Raw genomic sequence first — 20682 nt, 5'->3', positions numbered from 1 at the left:
GGGTCGAAATCCGTTACCCAATCAGATCATGACAAAGTCCTACTAGTCGTCCTCGCCGAAGGCGAGCCGCTGCGCGGTGGCCGGCCGGCCACGCAGCCGGGCGACGATCCGGGGCAGGAACGGCACCAGCACCGCCACCACGACCAGCCCGAGCAGTACGGCGGTGAGCGGCCGGGTGACGAAGACGCTCAGGTCCCCGTTGGAGAGCACCAGCGTGCGGCGGAACTGGAGTTCCATCATCGGGCCGAGGATGGCGCCGAGGATGACCGGTGCGATCGGGAACTCGAAGTGCCGCATGAAGAACCCGACCACCCCGATCCCGTACGCGATCAGCACCTGGGTCACGCTGGTGGTGGCCGCGTAGACGCCGAGGGTGGCGAAGACCAGGATGCCGGCGTAGAGGATCGGCCGGGGGATCTGGAGTACCTTCACCCAGAGCCGGATCAGCGGCAGGTTCAGCAGGAGCAGCAGTACGTTGCCGACGTAGAGCGAGGCGATCAGCGCCCAGACCAGCTCCGGGGACTTGTCGAAGAGCTGCGGCCCCGGCTGCACGTTGAAGATCTGGAACGCCGCCAGCATCACCGCCGCGGTCGCCGAGGTGGGGATGCCGAGAGTGAGCAACGGCACGAGTACCCCGGAGAAGGCCGCGTTGTTCGCCGCCTCCGGCCCGGCGACTCCCTCGATCGCCCCCTTGCCGAACTCGGCCCGGTTCTTCGCCCGGTGCCGCTCGTAGGTGTACGACAGAAAGGTCGGGATGTCGGCGCCGCCGGACGGCAGCGCGCCGAACGGGAAGCCGACGGCGGTGCCGCGCAGCCACGGCCGCCACGACCGCGCCCAGTCCTGTCGGCTCAGCCAGCCGAAGCCACCCCGGGCCGGTTCGAGCGTGCTGACCCGGTCGGGCAACTGTCCGAGCCGGCTCGCGACGTAGAGCGTCTCGCCGATGGCGAAGAGCCCGACGATGATCACCACAACGTCGATGCCGTCGAGCAGTTCCAGGGTGCCGAAACTGAACCGGGCCTGCCCGGTCAGCTCGTCGAGCCCGACCAGGCCGAGCAGGAGGCCGAGGCAGAGCGAGATCAGGCCACGGACCAGCGAGCGGCCGACCAGGGCGGTGACCGCCACCATCGCCAGCAGGGCCAGTGCGAAGTAGTCCGCCGCGCGGAACTCGACCGCGAGCGCGGCCACCGGCTTGGCGAAGAGGGTCAGCAGCAGCGTCGAGATGGTGCCGGCGACGAACGAGCCGATCGCCGCCGTCGCCAGCGCCGCCCTGGCCCGGCCGCGCCGGGCCATCTGGTACCCCTCGATCGCGGTCGCCACAGAAGCGGACTCGCCTGGGGTGTTCAGCAGGATCGAGGTGGTGGAGCCGCCGTACATGGCGCCGTAGTAGATGCCGGCGAACATGATGAACGTGCCGATCGGGTCGTCCAGGTTGAAGGTGACCGGCAGCAGCAGGGCGATGGTCAGCGCCGGGCCGATCCCGGGCAGCACCCCGACGAAGGTGCCCAGGGTGACGCCGATCGCCGCGTAGAGCAGGTACTGCGGCTCCAGGACGGTGCCGAAGCCGCCGAGCAGGTCGCCGAAGACGCTCACAGCGGCAACACCCCGGCCGGCAGCGTGATGTCGAGTCCCCGGGTGAAGCCGTAGTAGACGCCGACCGCGAGTGGCACACCGACCACGACGTCCCGGAGCCAGTGCCGGCTGCCGAGGATCCGGGCACACGCCACGAAGAAGAGCGCCGAGGCGAGCACGAAGCCGGCCGGGCCGAGCAGCAGCACGTAGCCGAGCAGCGCCGCGCCGAGCAGCACCGGCGGAAGCCAGCGTACGGCCGCCGCCGGCTCGGCGTTCCGCTCGGCTGTGCCGGTGTGCTCGGCTTCGGCGTTCTGCTCGGCTGTGCCGGTCTGTCCCGCCGGGGCGTCCTGGTCGGCGGTGGGTTCGTCGAGGGTGCCGGGGGAGCGGTCCGGGACCCCGGCACCGGTCGGCTCGACCCGGGCCGGTATGCGGAACTGGGTGAGCAGATACCACCCGGCCAGCACCACCCAGCCGGTCGTCACCACCAGCGGGGCCAGCCACGGCCCGGAGACCGAGTAGTCCCCGCCGGCGGCCCGGTACGCCGTCCAGAACAGGAACAGCCCGCCCGCCAGCAGTACGGCCCCGAGGACCCGGGCTCCCCGGGGCGCCGGGACGGGACCGGCCGGCTCGACCGCCCCTGCCCCGGTCTGCGACTCCGACGGCATCAGCCGGCCAGTCCGATCTCGGTCAGGACCTCGGTGATCCGCTTGCTCTCCTGCGCGAAGTACGCCGCCGCCTCGTCGCCGCTGCGGTAGAAGTCGTCCCACTTCTGCGCGGCGAGGGTCTGCTTCCACTGCTCCGAGGCGTGCAGCTTGTCGACCAGTTCGATGATGGCGGCCCGCTCGCCGTCGGAGACGTCGGGTGCGGCGACCAGGCCGCGCCAGTTCATCAGCTCGACGTCGTACCCGGACTCCTTGATCGTGGGTGCGGGCTTGCCGGCACCGACGTCGATGCCGGCGGCGCCGGAGACCGCGAGGGCCCGGACCTGGCCACCGGCGACCAGGTCGGCGTACTCGCTCGCGCCGGAGACCGCCGCGGTGAGATCACCGGAGAGCAGCGCGGCCTTCGACTCGCCGCCGCCGGAGTAGGCGACGTACTTCATCGCCTTCGGATCGGCGCCGGCCGCCTTGGCGAGCAGTCCGACCAGGATCTGGTCGGTGCCACCGGCGGAGCCGCCGCCCCAGTTGATCGATGTCGGGTTGGCCGTGGCGTCGGCCATCAACTGTTGCAGGGTGGTGTACTTCGAGTTCGCCGGTACGACGATGACCTCCTGCTCGGCAGTGAGCGTCGCGATCGGGGTGGTCTGCCCGAGGTTGACCGGGGACTTGTTGGTCAGCACGCCGCCGATCATCACCAGGCCGGTCACCATCAGGTGGTGTGCGTCGCCCCGGTTCTTCGTCACCAGTTGGGACAGGCCGAGGGTGCCGCCCGCACCGGTCACATTGGTCACCTCGACCGACTCGGTGACCAGCTTGCCGTCGGTCAGCGTCTTCTGTAGTGCCCGGGCGGTGCTGTCCCAGCCGCCGCCGGGTGCGGCCGGCGCCATCAACTGGATCGTCCGGGTCGGATACTTCACGGCCGCGGCATCGTCGCCCCCGCCGCCGTTGCGGCCACAGCCGACCGCGGCGAGCGCGATCAGCGGTACGCAGGCGAGCGCCGTGACCCGCCGCCGGCCACCCGTACCCCACCCGGGGGCGCCCGGCGGGCGGGAGCCGCCCCGGAGCCGGCCCCGCGTGTTCCGAAGGTCTGTCATCGGTCTCTCCTCGACATGCGCCGCCGTTGCCGCAGCGTTACCGCTGGGTTGCGTAGATGCTTCCGGTCGAGGTGACGGCCGTCACTGTTACGGTCATGGAGTTCGTTGTGGTCTTTGTGGTCCCGCGTCGCGCACCGGCCCCTCGCCTGTGCCTCCCTCCACCGCGGGGGGCTTCGGAGCCGGGACAACGGCGCCATGTCCAGAACCCGGAACACAGCTCCGGTCGGCCTCGGTCGCCTGCGCCAGTCCGGGGCGGCAGTTGCTGTCCGGGTGGCCTGGACCGGTGTCCGCGTCGCCGTCGGCAGCCCGTGAGGCCAGCGCACCGCATAAACGCCACCGAACCCAACAAAGCACTACTAGCGGTCGCCGTCGATGTCTGGTAAGAATTTTCCAACCATCGAGGCTTCGGGTAAGGATTTCTCCAGGAGGTTCGGATGAAGAGAACCATGGCGGGCCTGACCGGCCTCGCCGCCCTGGTCGCCGGCTCGACGATGGCGGTCATGCCGGCCCGGGCCGGCCTCGTCGAGGGCCCGATCGCGCCCGAGGGCAGCCGGACGGTGAGCTACCAGGGCTACCGGGTCGCCGTGCCGGAGAGCTGGCAGGTCGTCGACCTCGCCGCCCGACCGCACGCCTGTGTCCGGTTCGACCGCCCCGCCGTCTACCTCGGCCATCCGGGCGACCAGTCCGAGTGTTCCGCCCGGCTCGTCGGGCGGACCGCAGGGCTGATCCTCGAACCGATCGACGCCCGCTCGGCGGACCGGCTGCCGGCCGCCGCCACCACGGCGGCCGGCGCGGCGACCGTGGCCGCACCGCCGTCCCGGGACGACGCGATCCAGGTCGCGGTCCGGGACGCGGGCGTGCTCGTCACCGCCGTGCACACGCCGCTGACCGAGGGCCTCGTCCGACGGATCCTCGCCGCCGCGACCCTCGGACCGGACGCGGTGCCGCTGACATCCTCCGCCCTCGGGTCGCTGACCCGACCCGCCGCTGCGGTCGCGCCGCTGGCGGCGGCCGGCCCGCAACCCGGCACCTTCCTGGGCCGGGGCTTCGACACCTGCGCCGCCCCGTCCCAGTCCACCATGAACGCCTGGCGGGCCAGTTCGCCGTACCGGGCCGTCGGGATCTACATCAGCGGTGCCAGCCGCTCGTGCTCGCAACCCAACCTGACCGCGACCTGGGTGACCAACCAGACCAACAACGGTTGGCGCCTGATCCCCATCGAACTCGACCGGCAGGCCCCCTGCGGCACCCGGACGCCGAAGATGTCCAGCGACCCGGCCACGGCGCGATCCCAGGGCGCCAGCCGGGCGACCAGCGCGGTGAACGCCGCACAGGCCCTCGGCATCCTCGCCGGCAGCACGATCTACAACGACATCGAGCACTACCCGTCGAACGCGTCATGCAAGGCCGCCGTGCTGTCGTACCTGTCCGGCTGGACGGAGCGGCTGCACGCGCTCGGCTACCTCTCGGGGATGTACTCCAGCGGCTCGTCCGGGGTCGCAGACCTGTGCGGCGCGTACAACGACCCGGCCTACACCCGAGTGGACCAGCTCTGGTTCGCCTGGTGGAACGGCGCGGCGAACCTCGACGCCGGCCCGTACTGCCCGGCGGAGTACTACGCCGACCACCAACGGCTGCACCAGTACGCCGGTGACGTCTACGAGACCTGGGGCGGGGTGCAGATCCGGATCGACCGCAACTATCTCGACGTCTCCACCGACGGTGGCGGCGGCCAGCCGCCGGTCTGGAGCAGCATCGTCGACAACAGCACCGCCGGCCGGTTCACCGCCAGCGCCAACTGGGGAACGTCCACCTACTCCAGCCAGCGGTACGGCGCCGACTACCGCTTCGCCGACCCCGTCCTGGCCAGCGACGTCGCGTGGTACAGGGTGAACGTCCCGGAGACGGCCAGCTACGAGATCTCGGTCTGGTACGCGGCCAACCCGGACTACAACGACTCCACCCCGTTCGTCGTCGCCAGCACGAGCGGCAACCAGACCGTACGGGTGAACCAGCGTCTCACCGGTGGCCAGTGGGTGTCGCTCGGCGTCTTCACGCTGGCCGCCGGGGACGGCGACCGGGTGGGTGTGAGCCGGTGGACCAGCGGCACCGGCTACGTCGTCGCCGACGCGGTCCGGGTCACCCGGGTCTGAGGGGCTGGCGGGTTCCGCCGGGTCCCGTCAGGGGCGCTCGCCCACGCCGGTGCCGGCCTCGGCGAGCCGGCCACCGTTCAGCCGGGGCGTCAACGGTGCCGTCGGCATCCCACCGGTGGTGCGCAGTCCGTGCAGGAACTCCTCGATCGCCTCGCGGGCGGTGTACCGGGGTGTCCAGCCCAGTTCGGTCCTGGCCCGGGTGGTGTCCATGACCGGCAGCCGCAGCACCGCGTCGAGCAGGTGCGGGGAGGCCGGCACCAGGTGCAGGTGCCAGGCCAGCGCGAGGGCAGCCCGGACCGGCCCGGACGGCAGCCGTACCGGGCGGGCCCGCAGGATGTCGGCGAGCAGCCGCCCGTCGACGACCGGTTCGGCGGCCACGTTGAACGCCCCGCGCACGTCGCGCAGCACCGCCAGCCGGTACGCCTCGGCGGCGTCCGCCGAGTGCAGGGCCTGGAACCGTAGCCCCGGCAGGTCGGGGAGTACCGGTACGATCCCCGGCCGCACCAGCCGGCCCGGCAGCAGCGGGCCGGTGAAGAGTCGACGCTGCTGGCTGGCGGCTTCCCGCTTGAAGATGAACCCGGGCCGCAGCCGTACCACCCGCATCTCCGGATGCCGCTGCTCGAAGGCGTCGAGGGCCCGCTCCAGGTACGCCTTCTCCCGGGTGTATCCGGCGGTGGGCCAGCCGTCGGTCGGCCAGCTCTCGTCCACCGGTCGGTCCTTCGGCCCCGGCGAGTACGCCCCGACCGACGAGGCGTACACCAGCGCCGGTACGCCGGCCCGGCCCGCCGCGGCGAAGACCCGCCGCCCGCCGAGGGCGTTGACCCGCCAGGTGGTCAGCGGTCGGTGCGTGGGCTGGAAGAGCCAGGCGAGGTGCACCACCGCGTCGGCGCCGTCGAAGATCTCGACGAGGTCGGCGGCGACGATGTCCGCCTCGGCCCACTCGGTCTTCGGGGCCCGCCACCGGGGTGGCCGCCGCGCCACCCCGACGATCGTGCCGACCGCCGGGTCCCGGCCGAGCGCCTCGACGAGACTCGTCCCCACGTTGCCGGTCGCGCCGACCACCACCACCCGCAGTCCCGACCCGGTGCCGCCCCGTGCCGGCGTCACCGGTCGGCCCCGCCGTCCCGGCCGCCGGCGACCCGCCGTACACCGATGATCCGCCGACCGTGTCGGCACCCGGCCACCCGAACGTTCATGGCGGTAGCCGTTCCCGCACGGCGGGCGGGTAAACGTCGATTGCGCCGGCAAACCGGAAATCCGGCGTCGGTGCTGGCGCCCAGGAACAAGGGGTGGCCGCACCGCTTTCCCACCGATGCGATATACATCTACCTGCATCAATACCGATTTCGGCCGTACCGGCCGATACGCGTTGACAGTCCCGACCTGGCCAGTAACATAGATGTAAATCAATCGATGGTGACGCACCGGCACCCCGCCGGGGTCTCCCGCCCGGCCGCTCCGGTGACCGGTGCGGCTCGCGCCCGTCACCGGGCGGGCAAGCCCCGGTCCCCGCCGTCCGGCACACCCGCCTGTCGGGGCCCACGTTCCCCGTCGATCCACCCACCATCGTTCGGAGGACCAGCAATGCGCCTACATCGTCCCCGGTCCCGGCTGTGGTCAGCCGTGACCGTGGCAGCCGTGGTCGTCGCCAGCGGAGCGGCGATCACCGTCGCCGGACCCGCAGCGGCCGCCGCCGGCTGCGGCGTCACCTACACCGTCGGCTCGCAATGGCAGGGCGGCTTCACCGCGACGGTCACCGTCACCAACGTCGGCGATCCGATCAGCTCCTGGACGCTCACCTGGAGCTACGACGCCGGCCAGCAGGTCACCCAGGCATGGAACAGCACCGTGTCGCAGAGTGGTAGTCAGGTCACCGTCCGCAACGCCACCTACAACGGCAGCATTGCCACCGGAGCGAGCGTCTCGTTCGGCTTCAACGGGTCCTGGAACGGCAGCAACCCCGCGCCGACCAGCTTCGCCGTGAACGGCACCGCCTGCACCGGGGCCCCCGGCCCCAACCCCACCACCGGACCGACGACGCCACCCGACACCCCACCGCCGACCTCGGCGCCGCCGCCCGGCAACCCCACCTGGGGCACCGCGCTGCCGCCGGCGGGAGCGGAGACCAGCCGGGCGTACGACCTGATCGCCACGGCCAACGAGAAGGGGTACCTGCCGAGGTCCGGCGAGTGCTCTGTCGAGATCCACGCCCGCTACTGGACGTACGGCCCCGACGGCAAGGTCTATCCGACCTGGCACCCGACCCGGGATCCCAGTGGCTGCAACTTCGGTCACGAACACGGTGACGACCCGCGAAACTCGGACCTGTACAGCACCGTCGGCTGGCCCGCCTTCGGCTACACCAGCGAGGTGATGCTGGACAACATGCCGGAGAACAGCCACCGGCACGAGGACCACGTCGGGCACAAGGTGCTCTCGGTCAACAACACCAACGTGATCCAGGGTGACAACGGCACCAGCTTCTTCCCGCCGCAGGGCACCACGATCGCCGTCTGCGACACCCTGCTCAAGTTCCACCAGGGCACCCACTCGCCGGACGCGTTCAGCAACAACGTCCACGAGCTGCTCTTCAACCAGCGCTGCACCGCGAGCAACGGTGGCCAGGTCACCGAGGCCCGGTACAACGCGATGATCCCGCTCGGCCGGGCCGGCGGCTTCAGCCCGAGTGAATGCCCGGGCTTCGGCGGCGCGTTCATCAACGTCGCGCCCCCGGTGCCGGCGGACTCGCCGTCGGACACCCGCTCGCTGGGCCGGCTGATCACCGAACCGGGTTGTGTGCAGGCGATCCGTGAGGGTCGGACCCACTACGACCCGCTCTACCCCAACCCGGTGCCGTTCACCGTCTCCGACATGGACGACTTCTGGTTCTCCGACTTCCAGGTGACGGGTAACGGGCTGAACTTCCGCCTCGCGCCGCTGTTCTACGTGGTCAACCCGTCCCGCTACTACGACCCGACCAAGCCGAACAACCTGGGCCGGATCGTGGACCTGTGCTACACGGACCTCGCGGGCGGCGACTACTGCAACCAGGCCCGGCAGGCTGGGCAGAACCTCGCCTGGGACGACCCGCGCTCGCCGTTCAAGGGCACCCTGCGGGAGTTCCGGCCGGGCACCTTCCAGGTGCAGAACAGCGGCTCGACCACGGTCTACACCGACGTGTACGGCCGCAACGCCTCCAGTACGCCGTTCGCCGGCTCCATCCAGCAGTACTTCTCCGGTAACCAGTCGTCGACCATGTACGTCCGTGGTGCGACCAGGGACTGGGCTGCCAACGGGGTGCACGCCCCGAACTGACGGCAGCACCAACCGGTCCGGGCCCGTGGCGGATCCGTCCGTCGCGGGCCCGGGACCGTATCGGCCGGCAGTTCCTCGGCAGTTCTCGACAACCGCCGATCCGACGACCCGGCCGCTCACCAGCCTCCACACCGGGAAGCGTAACGAGGAGAGAAGTATGGCCCTGAACAATGCCCCCACCAACCAGATCACGCGCAGGAGCTTCGTCCTCGGCGCCGGCGCCTTGGGGCTGGTCACGGCCACAACCATGCTGCACGGAACTGCGAACGCCGCGACGACCATCACCACGACCCAAACCGGCATGGACGACGGCTACTACTATTCGTTCTGGACCGATGGCGGTGGATCGGTCTCGATGACTTTGAACTCCGGTGGAAGTTACCGCGCGTCATGGACAAACTGCGGGAGTTTCGTCTGTGGTAAGGGCTGGAGCAGCGGCGGGCGCAGGAACGTGAGCTACTCCGGCAGCTTCAACACCTCCGACGGCTATCTGGCTCTCCAAGGGTGGACGTCCAACCCACTCGTGGAGTACATCATCGTCGACAACTGGGGCGACTACCGTCCCATAGGCATTCGCAGGGGCGCAGTCACCAGCGACGGCGGCACGTACGACATCTACCTGACGATGCGATACAACGCTGCCTCCGTCGAGGGCATCACAACGTTCCCTCGGTTCTGGAGTGTCCGACAGTCGAAGAGGAGCAGCGGGACCATAACCACGGGCAACCACTTTGACGCGTGGGCCAACAATGGCATGAACCTGGGCAGTTTCCGCTACTATATGATCCTCGCAACGGAGGGGTACCAGAGCAGCGGACACTCGAATCTGACGGTGGGCGACTGAGCCGTCATCGCCAAGCGGTTCAGGTTGAAAAAGGTTCACTCACCGGCGTGCCCGGCCCGTGGCCCAATGCGCGGTCCGGACTGCCGGATGGCCTCGCCGGCGATCTCGATCCGTACGCTCTTCCCGACCAGCACGCCGCCGCTGTCCAGGGCCACGTTCCAGACCAGTCCGTAGTCCTCACGCTCGATCTCGGCGGTTGCGCTGAACCCGAAGATGTCCTGGCCGTACGGGTCGCGCCGGGCGCCGCCGAACTCCACCTGGAGGTCCACGGGTCGGGTGATCCCCTTGACGGTCAGCTCTCCGGTCAGCACGAACTTGCCGGACGTCCGGTCGGCCTGCGCCGGGACGGTGACCTCGCTGCGTCGACCCGGGCGCTGGCTACGCAGCCGGGCCCAGTAGAAGATCGAATCGTTCCGGTCCGGCTGCCACCTGATCCCCGTGCTGCGGTACTCGAGGGTGGGGTACCGCAGCACGTCGAGGAAGTCTGCGCTGCTCAGGTGCTTGTCCCGGTCGGCGTTGCCGGTGCTGATGCTGGCCGTCCGGATCGTCGCGGTCACCGAGGACTCCAGCGGGTCCGGCTCGACGAGGATCTGCGCGGTCGCCTCGCCGAACTCGCCGCGTACCGGGCTCACCATCATGTGCCGGGCGAGGAAGCCGACCCGCTTGTGCGCGGGGTCGAGGAGGTAGGTGCCGGGCGCCGGAATGGTCATGCCCTGCCAGGAGCGTGTGGCGGTACCGGTCATGCTGGTGCTTCCCCCCGACGGCTGCTGCGCGGTGCGGTGATCTTCCCGCTCACCGGTTTCACAGGGTAATCAGAGGACCGGCATTACCTTCCTGACCTGGGAGGCGCCCGTGATGATCATCACCTTCGGTAGCAGTGGCACGCCTCACTGGCGCACCCGGGTGGCCGGCGCCACGGGACGACCGCGCCGGCCGGGCAGGACGCCGGCTACTCCTCCCGCAGCCGGGGCGTGACCGGTCGGAACGCCGTCGGGGCACCGGGGTCGCCGGCACGCCGCGATCGGTACCCGGGCACCCCCACGCAGGTGAACAGCAGCGCCGCAAGATCCTCGGGCTCGCCGAGCAGCCCGGGTATCTCCGTGTCGACGAAGGTCATGCCGCTGGCGCTGGCCCCGAGGGCGTACGCCGCGAGGTGCAGCCGCCCCTCCACCAGCCGGCGGCCAGCTGCGCGTCGCGGTAGCCACGGTCGTCCAGCCAGCGGCGTCGCCGCGATGACGACGTACGCCGCGTCGCCGGCGAGGCCCTGGTCCAGGCAGACCCGCAGCAACTCGGCACGGTGGCCACCGGCGCGCACCGGACGCTCCAGGTCCGGCCACCGGTAGATCCCCGGGGACAGCCCGTCGACACCGTGCACGGCCACCCAGTGCGGGCACCTCGACACCGCGCAGTGCCGCCCGCAGGGGCCAGTCCAGCAGCGCGCGGGGCAGCGTCCGGCGCGGGTCCATCCGGCGCTGCGAGCCGCGCCGCCGGACCACCTCGTCCACGGACTCCGCCGCCGGTACGTCCGGCAGCTCCGGCCCCTCCGGCCAGGCCGGGCCGAGGCCGTCACGCTCGCCCGCGCGTTGCGCCGTGGTGCAGAGCGGCAGCTCGACCGGCGGCAGTTCACCGACGGCGGCCGGACCGGTGGGTGCCGCCGCCGGCTCGCCGTCCCCGAGACAGAGCAGAGCGAGCGGGTATTCGTGTATCCCGTCGGCGCCGACCAGCGTCCGCAGCCGCGCGTCCGGAAACCGGCTGTGCAGCCGCGACCGCAGCCCGGCACCCGATTCCAGATCCACCGCCCATCCTCGCAGGGTCCGCCCCCGGGGTGACCTCAGTACTGCAACGCCGTCGCCACGTCCCGCCCGACGCGTTCGACCGCCGTGAGGTCGAGCCCGTAGAGCACGTAGCGACCGTGCCGTTCCACCCGCACCAGTCCCAGGTCGCGCAGGACCCGCAGGTGGCGGGAGACCTGGGGCCGGGTCATCGACAGCCGGTCCGCCAGGTCGGCGGTGGTCATCGCCTGCCGGGCGATCAGCCGGCACAGGCGTACCCGACGCGGGTCGGTGAGGGCCAGCAGGCGGCTGCGGGCCAGGGTGACCCCGACCTCCGGCGCCTCGACCGGAAAGTGCACCACCGGCGGCAGCCCCGGCTCGTTCTTCACCAGCAGGTGCGGTGCGCCGTACCGGGTGGGGATGAGCAGGACCGGCGTACGGGACGGGCTGATCACCGCGTGGTGCACCTTGTCGAAGACGACCCGGGCCGGCCCGGTCGACGGGGTGGCCGTCCGCGCGGTGGACGGGCTCAGCCCGACCAGGGCGGCCGCCGGACCCTCGTCGGCCAGGCGCTGGCGCACCCGGTGCGCGGCCCGGGTGAGGAGGGGCTCGGTCTCGGCCCAGAGGTCGCCGAAGTAGACCCGGTGGCACAGGCCGAGGAAGTCGAGTACGTCGGCGCGGAGCGCCTCGGGGTCGCGCAACAGGTCCTCGGCGAGACTGAGGTGCGGCTCCGGCAGCCGGGATGCGGCCTGCCGCAGCGCACTGGCCTGCGCCGGGTCGTGCAGCACCCGGCCGAAGTCGAAGCCGTGGTAGCCGCTGGCGCAGGTGAACGCGGTGAGTTCGGCGAACCGGTGCAGTGAACCTCTTTCAACCTCCCCTTGCGGTCCGCCGGAGCGCGAGGTCGGACGCGGTGTGTGAGCGCCGCGCGGTTCAGGTTGAAAAAGGTTCAGTGGGAGCCGGGTCAGCGGCGCTGCCGGTGCTCCCGTGCCGAGCCCGGGATAGAAGGCCCGCCAGCGCAGTGCGGTCCACAGTGGTGCGAACCGCAGCAGCCCGGCCCGGAAGGCGGGCGGGGCGGCCCGGGAGACCTCGGCCGCCCAGGACGCGTGCTCGGGGTGGTGGAGATGGCCGGTCAGCACGTGCAGGCTCGCCGCCAGCTCGGCCAGCGGCGACACGACGACGGGAAATCGGTCGGGGCCCACCCCCGCCAGGAGGATCACGACCGACATGACGGTGAGTGTATGGTCGGCACCTCGTCACGCCCGCACCTCGGCCTGCGCCGCGAACTCCGCCCGCGCCGCCGCCAGCAGCTCCGTCCGGGTGAGCAGTTCGGCGAGCACCCGGGCCAGTCCGGTCGCCGCGATCTGGGTGCGCTCGTGCGCGAAGGGCGTCGCCGCCGCCTCGCGCATCGCCGCCGAGTGGCTCGGCGTGCCGGGTTGGGCGATCTGGATGTACGGGTGGATGACCGGCAGCAGCCCGGAGAGGTTGCCGATGTCGGAGGAGCCCGCCGGGCCGGCCGGGTCACCGGGCAGGATCTCCACCCCGAGCGCCCGTACCGCCGCACCGAAACGCTCGGCGAGCACCGTGTTGTTGCGACGTTCGGCGTACATCGGGCCGGTCTCGTGCAGCGCCGCGGCCGTCCCGGTGGCCAGTGCCGCGCCGTCGGCCGCGTTACGGAGCCGTTCGACCAGCGCCTCGACCGAGGTTGCCGTCCGGTCCCGGACGTACAGGTCCACGGCGGCGTGCGCCGGTACGACGTTCGGGGCCGCGCCGCCGTCCGAGACGATGCCGTGCAGCCGTACGGTGGGCGGCACGAACTGGCGCATCGCGTCGACCGCCTGGAGGAACAGTTGGGCTCCGGCCAGCGCGCTGCGGCCCAGCCAGGGGGAGATCGACGCGTGCGCGCTGGTCCCGGTGAAGGCGACCCGCAGGTGCGCCGCGGCCAGTCCGGGGCGGGCGGTCAGGGAACGGTCGCCGGGATGGAACATCAACGCCGCGTCGACGCCGTCGAAGACCCCGGCCTCGGCCAGCCGGACCTTGCCGGCGCCGCCCATCTCCTCACCGGGAGTGCCGAGCACCGCGACGGTGCCCGGATGATCGGGGAGCGCGCGGACGACCGCGATCGCCGCTGCGGCGGCACCGGCCGCGATGAGGTTGTGGCCGCAGCCGTGCCCGACGCCGGGCAGCGCGTCGTACTCGGCGAGAACCGCGACGTACGGGCCGGGACGGCCGCCCCGGTGCTCGGCCGCGAACGCGGTCTCCAGCCCGCCCAGTGGCGCCCGCACCGTGAAGCCCGACTCGGCGAGCCAGTCGGTCAGCAGCTTCCGGGCGTGGAACTCGGTGAACTTCAGCTCCGGCCGCGCGTGGATGGCGAGGCTGACCGCCTCCATCCGGGGCCGGAGCGCGGTGAGGGCGGTGGAGAGGATCTCCAGCCCGGGGGTTGCGGTGGACACGGTGGACATGGCGACTCCCGTCGTACCGGGTGATGGCGCGGCGCGCGTCGGAGCAGTGCCGCGCCGTCAGGTACTCCGAGACTGCGGCCGCCCGGGTCCGGGCGGCCGCGGATTGCCGCGGCAGAGGTAACCGTCGCCGGAGGGCCGGGCGGCTCGCCCGTGCCCCCGACTCCGGCGGCGTGCTGAGAAAAACTCGCGACCGCCTCGCGGGTACGATGTCGATCTCGTTGCGCACCCGTCTTCGCACCCGATGGTCCCCTCACATTGGAGCCTGGCCATGGCCGACCTGGATCCCGAACTCGCTGCCAGGTTGCAGTTCGAGGTGCCGCACGCGGCGCGGATCTGGAACTACTGGATGGGCGGCAAGGACAACTTCCAGGCCGACCGGGCCGCCGGGGCCGCCGTCGCGGAGGTCTACCCGGAGATCGTCGTCATGGCCCGGCAGTCCCGGCGCTTCCTCATCCGGGCCGTGCGGTACCTGGCCGCCGAGGCGGGCGTCCGGCAGTTCCTCGACGTCGGCACGGGCCTGCCCACCATGCAGAACACCCACGAGGTCGCCCAGCAGATCGCGCCGGAGTCCCGGATCGTCTACGTCGACAACGACCCGATGGTGCTGGTGCACGCCCGCGCCCTGCTGGCCAGCACCACCTCCGAGGGGCTGACCAACTACGTGCACGCCGACTACCACGATCCGGAGAGGATCCTCGCCAAGGCGGCCGAGGCGCTCGACTTCCGCAAGCCGGTCGCGGTGATGTTCATGGGCGTACTGGGCTACGAGCCCGACCTGGACGTCGTACGCTCCATCGTGGGCCGGATACTGGAACCCGCCGCCTCCGGCAGCCACCTGGTGCTGTGGGACGGCAGCGACACCAGCCCGGCGGTGGTCGACGGCGCCGACAAGCTGGTGGAGAGCGGCGGAGCTCCCTACATCCTGCGCAGCCCCGAGCAGCTCGCGAGCTGCTTCGAGGGCCTGACCATGGTGGAACCCGGCCTGGTGCCGATCACGCGGTGGCGCCCGGACGACTCCGAGACCGAGCACATCGACGCCTACGGCGCCGTGGCCCGCAAGCCCTGACCGACGTTCCCGGCGGCCCGGGGGAGTTTTCCGACACTGCCGTTCTGGCGACAGAACAATATGAACGTTCCTCGATAGCTTCGGTGTGGCACTCGAGAGCCGGTCCTGATTTGCTTCGCATCAGATGGGACATCCATGCGACTACGACCATCTCTTCGGACCACCACCGCGACGATCGTCATCCTGGCCGCCACCGTCCTGTCGTCGACGCTGACGACGGCGGGCGCCGCGGCCGCACCCGTGGACCCGGCCGGGGTCAGCTCGACGTCGGTCAAGCTCAGCCCGGAGGCCGCCGCGCTGGGCAGCACTCCGGAGATCGCGCTCGCCCGGTTCTGGACGAAGGAGCGCATCGCAGCGGCCAGGCCGGCCGACAACGGCGTCTCGCTCGCCGAACTCCGCAAGACCGCGCAGAGTTCCGTACTCGGTGAAACCGCCGTGGCCGGTCTGCCGCCGCGCGCCGCCGCGACCAACCTGCACGGCCAGTCCGGTGCCGGGCCGGCCAAGGCCGCCCGGGGCGACGCGTCCGTGATGGCGGGCCCGACCGGTACCTCCTGGCCGTGGCGGCACGACTTCGTGTCGCTGACCAACGGCAAGGTGCTCTACGAGCACAACGGAGGGCTCTGGCACTGCTCGGGCGTGGTCGTCAGCAGCGAGGCCCGCAACACCGTGTTCACTGCGGGACACTGCGTGCACGAAGGCTCCGGCGGTGCCTGGCAGAACACCAACTGGACGTTCATCCCCGACTACTACTACGGGGACCGGCCGCTCGGCACCTGGACCGCCCGGGAGTTGTGGTCGCTCAACGGCTGGATCAACGACGGCGACCGGGCGTACGACGTCGGGGTCGCGGTGATGCACCTGAACGCCGGGCAGCGGCTCGCCGACGTCACCGGCAGCCAGGGCATCCGGATCAACGGCCCGTCGACCCCGTCGGTGTGGCACTTCGGGTTCCCGCTGAACTCCCCGTTCGACGGCGAGGACCTGATCACCTGCGACGGCGCGACGTCGCTCCGGTACGTCCTCTGGGGCGACCTCAAGCTGGCCTGCACCATCCAGGGCGGTGGCAGTGGCGGCGCCTGGTTGGCCGACTTCAACGGCGACTCGGGCTACACGATCAGCGTGAACAGTTACCACGTCGGCAACGACCTGACGCAGATCTACGGGCCGTACTTCGGTGACGGGGTCTCGAACCTCTACGCTGCGGTGCGTAACCTGAGCTGATGCGTTCCGTACGCCGCCGGGTTGTCGCCATGGTCGTGCTCTCGACCGTGGCGGCAACGCCGGCGGCGTGTGCGGGTGCGGACCGCAGCGGCGGCGGGCCGGCCTCGTCCCGGGTGGTTCCGGCGCTGAGCCTCACCCTGGAGCGCAGTCCGGCGCCCGGCGACCGCGAGCTGCGGATCCGGGTGGCGATGTCGGCGCTGGCCGACGGCATCGACCGGGTCGAGCAGCGCCGCGACGGTGACCAGGTGGGCCTGCTGGTCTGGGTGCGGGAACGGGCCCCGGGCCCGGCCGAGGAGGTGCCGAACTCGGCGCGGGTCGAGAGCACCGCCGTACCGCTCGACGCGCCGGTCGGCAGCGCCCGGGTGGTCGACCTGTCCACCCAGCCACCGCGACCGGTCCCGGTGGTCCCGGCCGGCTGACCGTCGGCGCCCGCCGGCAGCGGCACCCGGCGGCTGCCGTCGCCGCGCTGCTCGACTGACATTCGTCACGGGTGCGACCGGGTGCCCCGCACGGAAAGCGGTGATCGGTGGCACTGCCGCCGGTGACCGGTGGCCCGAAGAATCGAGCCATGAACCAGACGATGACGGCCACCGACCCGGGACTCGCGCCGCCCGACCCGACCGTTGTCCAGGTCAGCGACCTACGACGACGGTACGGCGGCAGCGGCGGCTTCGAGGCGGTGCGCGGGGTCTCCTTCTCGGTCGGCCAGGGTGAACTGTTCGCGCTGCTCGGCACGAACGGTGCGGGCAAGACCTCCACCCTGGAACTGGTCGAGGGGCTGGACCGGCCCAGCGGCGGCACGGTCCGGGTCTTCGGGCGGGACCCGTACCGGGACCGGGCGGCGGTGCGGCCGCGCACCGGGGTGATGCTCCAGGAGGGCGGCTTTCCCGCCGACCTGACCGTGGCGGAGACCGCCCGGATGTGGGCCGGTACGCTGCCCGACCCGCAACCGGTCGACCGGGTGCTGGAGCTGGTGGACCTGCGCCACCGGGCACGTACCCAGGTGAAGCAGCTCTCCGGCGGTGAGCGGCGCCGGCTCGACCTGGCGATGGCCATCCTGGGCCGGCCGGACGTGCTCTTCCTCGACGAGCCGACCACCGGGCTGGACCCGGAGAGCCGGCACAACACCTGGCAGTTGGTCCGGGCGCTGCTCGTCGACGGCGTCACGGTCCTGCTCACCACGCACTATCTCGCGGAGGCGGCGGAACTCGCCGACCGGCTGGCGATCATGCACCGGGGCCGGATCGTCACGGCCGGTACCGTCGCCGAGGTGGTGGCCGCGCACCCGGCGCGGATCAGCTTCGCGCTGCCGGACGGGCTCGACCCGGCGGAGCTGCCGGCCCTGCCCGGGATCCAGCCGCCGCCGGCCGGTGCGCCGGCCGCGCCCAGCGGCCGGCTGACCCTCTACACCGACGCGCTGCAACCCGCGCTGACCACGCTGCTGGGCTGGGCCAACGGGCGCGGCCTCGACCTGGCCGGGCTGGACGCCCGGTCCGCGTCCCTGGAGGAGGCGTTCCTCGCGGTGGCGCATTCCGGTGGATTGGTCGAGGAGGAGGTCCGATGACGGCACCGGCGAAGGCGACCAGCGGCGGCCTCGTCCGGCGGCTCGGGTTCGGCCGGGTGAGCCTGCGCCGGATCGGCGCGCTCGGCCGGGCGGAGCTGGTCCTGCTGGTACGCAACAGGACCGCCGCGATCACCGCGCTGCTGTTGCCGCTGGCCACGGTGGGGCTCTTCTCGACCTTCCTCAGCGGCGACGGGCACGTCTCCACCGGAGCGCTGCTCGCCACCAGCATGTTCGGCTTCGTCCTGCTCTACGTCGTCTACTACAACCTCGTGACCACCTACGTCGCCCGGCGCGAGGAGCGGGTGCTCAAGCGGCTGCGTACCGGGGTGGTCACCGACGGCGAGATCCTGGTCGGCACGGCGGTTCCGGCCCTGGTGCTGGCCCTGGCCCAGGTGGTGCTCACCGTCGTCGCGGCGACGGTCCTCTTCGACCTGCCGGTGCCGGTCAACCTTCCGCTGCTGCTCGTCGCGGTACTGGCCGGCGGTGCCGTCTTCGTCCTGCTCGCGGCCGCCTCGTCGGGCTTCACCAGGACGGTGGAGACCGCACAGATCACCACGATGCCGGTGCTGATCCTGTCGATGATCGGGTCGGGCTTCACCGGATCGGTGGACTCGCTCCCGGACGGGGTCGCCAGGGTGTTCCAGATGCTGCCGCTGACTCCGGTGCTCGAACTGGTCCGGCTCGGCTGGGTCGGCACCACCGGCGCCGAGGCGCCGCGCGACTTCGTCGGCGTACTGGCCGAGGCGGGGCGACCGGCGCTGATCATACTGTTGTGGCTGGCCGTCGGTGTCTCGGCGACCCGCCGCTGGTTCCGCTGGGACACGCGACGCTAGCCCAGGTCGGACGCAGGGAGGTCCCGGATGCGTGAGCTGGTCGGCTGGTGGACCGGACGCGGCCAGCCCGAGCGGTTCGACCTGGTCACCCGGGCCACCCTCTATCTGGTCTCGGCGACCGAGCCGATCGCGCTGCTCAACGCGACCGGTGCCGGGTGGCCGACGGCCGGCCGGATCGCGGTACTGGGGTTCGGCACCACACACATGGTGCTCTGCCTGCTCGCCGTACGGGCCGGGGTCGACCACTTCATCGGCCGCCGGGACCGCCCCACCCGGCTGGTCGTGGCCGCGGGGTGGCTGACCCTGGTCACCATCGTCGCCGCCGAGGTGACCAACGCGCTGACGGGCGCGCAGCCCGGCTCCGCCGGGTGGACGTTGCCGGTGACGGTGCTGGTCTCGTGCTACTTCCTCGGCGTGCTCTGCACCGTGGCCCCACCCCGGTACGCCTTCTGCGGGGCCGTCGGGCTGGCCGGCGTCGTAATGCTGGTCGGGCTGATCGACCGGGCGCCGGCCGGGTTGCTGCTCTCGTCGGCCTGGACGGTGTTCTTCGGCTTCCTCGTGCTGCTCTCCACCTTCCGGTGCTCGCTGTGGATGCTCGGGGTGCTCTGGGAGCTGGAACGGTCCCGGGGCAACCAGGTCCGGTTGGCGGTGGCCGAGGAACGGCTGCGGTTCGCCCGGGACCTGCACGACGTACTCGGCCGGAACCTCGCGGTGGTGGCGTTGAAGAGCGAACTGGCCGCGCAGTTGGCGAAGCGGGGCCGGCCCCGGGCCGTGGAGGAGATGCTGGAGGTGCGCCGGATCGCGCAGGACTCGCTGACCGAGGTACGCGAGGTCGTCCGGGGTTACCGCTCCACCGACCTGGACGCGGAACTGGCCGGCGCCCGCGCGGTGCTCACCTCGGCGGGGGTGCGGTGCCGGGTGCTGGGGGAGGGGCACGACCTGAGCCCGCAGGCGCAGAGCGCGCTCGGCTGGGTGGTCCGGGAGGGCACCACCAATGTGTTGCGGCACAGTGAGGCGCTGACCTGCACCGTCTCGGTGCGCCGGGGCCGGCCGGCGGCCGACGGAGCCGGAGCAGTCGACGGCGACCATTCCCGGTACGCCCCCGACCCGCCGGACGGCGCGTGCCTGGTGACCCTGGTCATGGAGAACGACGGCGTACGTCCCGGCGACCCGCTGGTGTTCGGCAACGGCCTGCTCGGGCTCAGCGAGCGGTTGGCGCCGCTCGGCGGTCGGGTGACCGCCACCCGACCGGGCCGGGACCGGTTCCGGCTGACCGCACAGTTACCGCTGACCGCAGCGGCGCCGCCGTCCGGCGGGGCGGGCTCCGGTGCGGTGCCCGGGGGTGGGCCGTCCGGCGGGGCCCCGTCCGGGGAGGCGCCCGACTCCGTCCCGGCACAGCGGAGCCGATCGTGACCGGCCGGCCAGGACCGCCGGAGCCGGAGCCCGTCGTGCGGGATGGCGAACGGATCGGGGCCGGCTCGCCCGAGCAGATCCGGATCCTGCTCGCCGAGGACGAGCACCTGATCCGCGGCGCGCTGACCGCGCTGCTCGGGCTGCACGACGACCTGGTGGTGATCGGCCAGGCGGCGACCGGCACCCAGGCGCTCTCGCTGGCCCGGGCGCTGCGGCCCGACGTGGCCATGCTCGACCTGCAGATGCCGGAGTTGGACGGCATCGCGGTCGCCGAGGCGATCCGGGCCGAGGTACCGGGCTGCCGGACGATGATCGTCACCAGCCACGGCCGGCCCGGGCACCTCAAGCGGGCACTCGCGGTCGGGGTACGGGGCTTCCTGCCGAAGACGGTCTCCGCCGAGGTGCTCGCCGACGTGGTCCGCAGCGTCCACCGCGGTGGCCGGTACGTCGATCCCCAGTTGGCCGCCGAGGCGATCAGTGCCGGCGACAGCCCGTTCACGCCCCGCGAGGCCGACGTGCTGGAGTTGGCGGCGGACGGCGCGCCGATCGAGGAGATCGCCCAGCGGATCTCGCTCTCGCCGGGGACGGTGCGCAACTATCTCTCCTCGGCGGCCGGCAAGGTCGGTGCCGCCAACCGGCACGAGGCGGTGGCCATCGCCCGCCGCTACGGCTGGCTCTGACCCGCCGTCCCGGCACGGCGTGTTCGGCCACTCGCTGGGC

The 20682-nt window shown here is 71.9% G+C and carries 18 protein-coding genes; 10 read left to right on the top strand and 8 right to left on the bottom strand.

Features of this window, described 5'->3' with window-relative positions; all coding sequences use genetic code 11:
* Positions 1-42 precede the first annotated feature (42 nt).
* From R6Y94_RS41240 to R6Y94_RS41230, 3 genes are read right to left on the bottom strand one after another with little or no spacing between them, the layout of a single operon-like run.
* The gene (locus R6Y94_RS41240) at positions 43-1590 is read right to left on the bottom strand and encodes a tripartite tricarboxylate transporter permease (protein WP_318402422.1); all 1548 of its coding nucleotides are present in this window, start codon (positions 1588-1590) and stop codon (positions 43-45) included.
* Complete coding sequence (locus R6Y94_RS41235; protein WP_318402420.1) at positions 1587-2234, bottom strand: tripartite tricarboxylate transporter TctB family protein; 648 nt, start codon at positions 2232-2234, stop codon at positions 1587-1589. Before R6Y94_RS41235 ends, R6Y94_RS41240 begins: the two co-directional genes overlap by 4 nt.
* A complete protein-coding gene (locus R6Y94_RS41230; RefSeq protein WP_318402418.1) occupies positions 2234-3322 on the bottom strand; it encodes a tripartite tricarboxylate transporter substrate binding protein in 1089 nt (362 codons plus the stop codon). The genes R6Y94_RS41235 and R6Y94_RS41230 overlap by 1 nt, the downstream gene beginning before the upstream one ends.
* A gap of 434 nt (positions 3323-3756) precedes the next feature.
* Between R6Y94_RS41230 and R6Y94_RS41225 the strand changes: the two genes are divergently transcribed.
* Entirely contained in the window at positions 3757-5475 is a 1719-nt protein-coding gene (locus R6Y94_RS41225; RefSeq protein ID WP_412102993.1) for a glycoside hydrolase domain-containing protein, read from the top strand.
* 27 nt (positions 5476-5502) lie between these two features.
* Here R6Y94_RS41225 and R6Y94_RS41220 read toward each other — a convergent pair whose 3' ends face one another.
* Positions 5503-6582: an NAD-dependent epimerase/dehydratase family protein gene (locus tag R6Y94_RS41220; protein WP_318402416.1), complete on the bottom strand. Its 1080-nt coding sequence runs from the start codon at positions 6580-6582 to the stop codon at positions 5503-5505.
* A 516-nt stretch (positions 6583-7098) separates the two neighbouring features.
* On the opposite strand from R6Y94_RS41220, the gene R6Y94_RS41215 reads away from it, so the two are divergent.
* Entirely contained in the window at positions 7099-8790 is a 1692-nt protein-coding gene (locus tag R6Y94_RS41215) for a cellulose binding domain-containing protein (RefSeq protein WP_412102992.1), read from the top strand.
* A 157-nt stretch (positions 8791-8947) separates the two neighbouring features.
* A complete protein-coding gene (locus R6Y94_RS41210; RefSeq protein WP_318402412.1) occupies positions 8948-9634 on the top strand; it encodes a glycoside hydrolase family 11 protein in 687 nt (228 codons plus the stop codon).
* Between the two features lie 35 nt (positions 9635-9669).
* Here R6Y94_RS41210 and R6Y94_RS41205 read toward each other — a convergent pair whose 3' ends face one another.
* The 4 genes from R6Y94_RS41205 to R6Y94_RS41190 form a co-directional block, all read right to left on the bottom strand.
* Entirely contained in the window at positions 9670-10377 is a 708-nt protein-coding gene (locus R6Y94_RS41205) for a YceI family protein (RefSeq protein WP_318402410.1), read from the bottom strand.
* A 206-nt stretch (positions 10378-10583) separates the two neighbouring features.
* Complete coding sequence (locus tag R6Y94_RS41200; RefSeq protein WP_318402408.1) at positions 10584-11015, bottom strand: hypothetical protein; 432 nt, start codon at positions 11013-11015, stop codon at positions 10584-10586.
* Positions 11016-11465: 450 nt separating this feature from the next.
* On the bottom strand, positions 11466-12632 hold the full coding sequence (locus R6Y94_RS41195; RefSeq protein WP_318402406.1) for an ArsR/SmtB family transcription factor: 1167 nt from the start codon (positions 12630-12632) through the stop codon (positions 11466-11468).
* A 27-nt stretch (positions 12633-12659) separates the two neighbouring features.
* Complete coding sequence (locus R6Y94_RS41190) at positions 12660-13865, bottom strand: M20 family metallopeptidase (protein ID WP_318402404.1); 1206 nt, start codon at positions 13863-13865, stop codon at positions 12660-12662.
* Between the two features lie 268 nt (positions 13866-14133).
* Here R6Y94_RS41190 and R6Y94_RS41185 point away from each other — a divergent pair, with 268 nt between their 5' ends.
* The 7 genes from R6Y94_RS41185 (at position 14134) to R6Y94_RS41155 (ending at position 20642) form a co-directional block, all read left to right on the top strand.
* A complete protein-coding gene (locus R6Y94_RS41185; RefSeq protein ID WP_318402402.1) occupies positions 14134-14931 on the top strand; it encodes an SAM-dependent methyltransferase in 798 nt (265 codons plus the stop codon).
* Positions 14932-15066: 135 nt separating this feature from the next.
* Positions 15067-16152 (top strand): hypothetical protein, encoded by a 1086-nt coding sequence (locus tag R6Y94_RS41180; RefSeq protein WP_318402400.1) that lies wholly within the window; start codon positions 15067-15069, stop codon positions 16150-16152.
* Entirely contained in the window at positions 16152-16571 is a 420-nt protein-coding gene (locus tag R6Y94_RS41175) for a hypothetical protein (RefSeq protein WP_318402398.1), read from the top strand. The genes R6Y94_RS41180 and R6Y94_RS41175 overlap by 1 nt, the downstream gene beginning before the upstream one ends.
* A 149-nt stretch (positions 16572-16720) precedes the next feature.
* Positions 16721-17716, top strand: coding sequence for an ABC transporter ATP-binding protein (locus R6Y94_RS41170; protein ID WP_318402397.1), 996 nt, complete (start codon positions 16721-16723; stop codon positions 17714-17716).
* On the top strand, positions 17713-18549 hold the full coding sequence (locus R6Y94_RS41165; protein ID WP_318402395.1) for an ABC transporter permease: 837 nt from the start codon (positions 17713-17715) through the stop codon (positions 18547-18549). Before R6Y94_RS41170 ends, R6Y94_RS41165 begins: the two co-directional genes overlap by 4 nt.
* 27 nt (positions 18550-18576) lie before the next feature.
* Complete coding sequence (locus R6Y94_RS41160; protein ID WP_318402393.1) at positions 18577-19962, top strand: sensor histidine kinase; 1386 nt, start codon at positions 18577-18579, stop codon at positions 19960-19962.
* A 35-nt stretch (positions 19963-19997) separates the two neighbouring features.
* Positions 19998-20642 (top strand): response regulator transcription factor, encoded by a 645-nt coding sequence (locus R6Y94_RS41155; RefSeq protein WP_318402391.1) that lies wholly within the window; start codon positions 19998-20000, stop codon positions 20640-20642.
* Positions 20643-20682: the final 40 nt, after the last annotated feature.

It is taken from the genome of Plantactinospora sp. KLBMP9567 (assembly GCF_033446045.1).
In the GTDB taxonomy this organism is placed as follows: domain Bacteria; phylum Actinomycetota; class Actinomycetes; order Mycobacteriales; family Micromonosporaceae; genus Plantactinospora.
Note: the sequence above shows the minus strand (reverse complement) of the source record. Positions and strands in the feature narration are given on the sequence as shown.

Excerpts from the sequence above, each read along its gene's own strand:
- R6Y94_RS41205 (WP_318402410.1), bottom strand. The coding sequence starts at position 10,377 with ATGACCGGTACCGCCACACGCTCCTGGCAGGGCATGACCATTCCGGCG.
- R6Y94_RS41235 (WP_318402420.1), bottom strand. The coding sequence starts at position 2,234 with ATGCCGTCGGAGTCGCAGACCGGGGCAGGGGCGGTCGAGCCGGCCGGT.
- R6Y94_RS41210 (WP_318402412.1), top strand. The coding sequence starts at position 8,948 with ATGGCCCTGAACAATGCCCCCACCAACCAGATCACGCGCAGGAGCTTC.
- R6Y94_RS41180 (WP_318402400.1), top strand. The coding sequence starts at position 15,067 with ATGCGACTACGACCATCTCTTCGGACCACCACCGCGACGATCGTCATC.
- R6Y94_RS41160 (WP_318402393.1), top strand. The coding sequence starts at position 18,577 with ATGCGTGAGCTGGTCGGCTGGTGGACCGGACGCGGCCAGCCCGAGCGG.
- R6Y94_RS41225 (WP_412102993.1), top strand. The coding sequence starts at position 3,757 with ATGAAGAGAACCATGGCGGGCCTGACCGGCCTCGCCGCCCTGGTCGCC.
- R6Y94_RS41170 (WP_318402397.1), top strand. The coding sequence starts at position 16,721 with ATGAACCAGACGATGACGGCCACCGACCCGGGACTCGCGCCGCCCGAC.
- R6Y94_RS41175 (WP_318402398.1), top strand. The coding sequence starts at position 16,152 with ATGCGTTCCGTACGCCGCCGGGTTGTCGCCATGGTCGTGCTCTCGACC.
- R6Y94_RS41165 (WP_318402395.1), top strand. The coding sequence starts at position 17,713 with ATGACGGCACCGGCGAAGGCGACCAGCGGCGGCCTCGTCCGGCGGCTC.
- R6Y94_RS41195 (WP_318402406.1), bottom strand. The coding sequence starts at position 12,632 with ATGTCGGTCGTGATCCTCCTGGCGGGGGTGGGCCCCGACCGATTTCCC.
- R6Y94_RS41230 (WP_318402418.1), bottom strand. The coding sequence starts at position 3,322 with ATGACAGACCTTCGGAACACGCGGGGCCGGCTCCGGGGCGGCTCCCGC.
- R6Y94_RS41185 (WP_318402402.1), top strand. The coding sequence starts at position 14,134 with ATGGCCGACCTGGATCCCGAACTCGCTGCCAGGTTGCAGTTCGAGGTG.
- R6Y94_RS41190 (WP_318402404.1), bottom strand. The coding sequence starts at position 13,865 with ATGTCCACCGTGTCCACCGCAACCCCCGGGCTGGAGATCCTCTCCACC.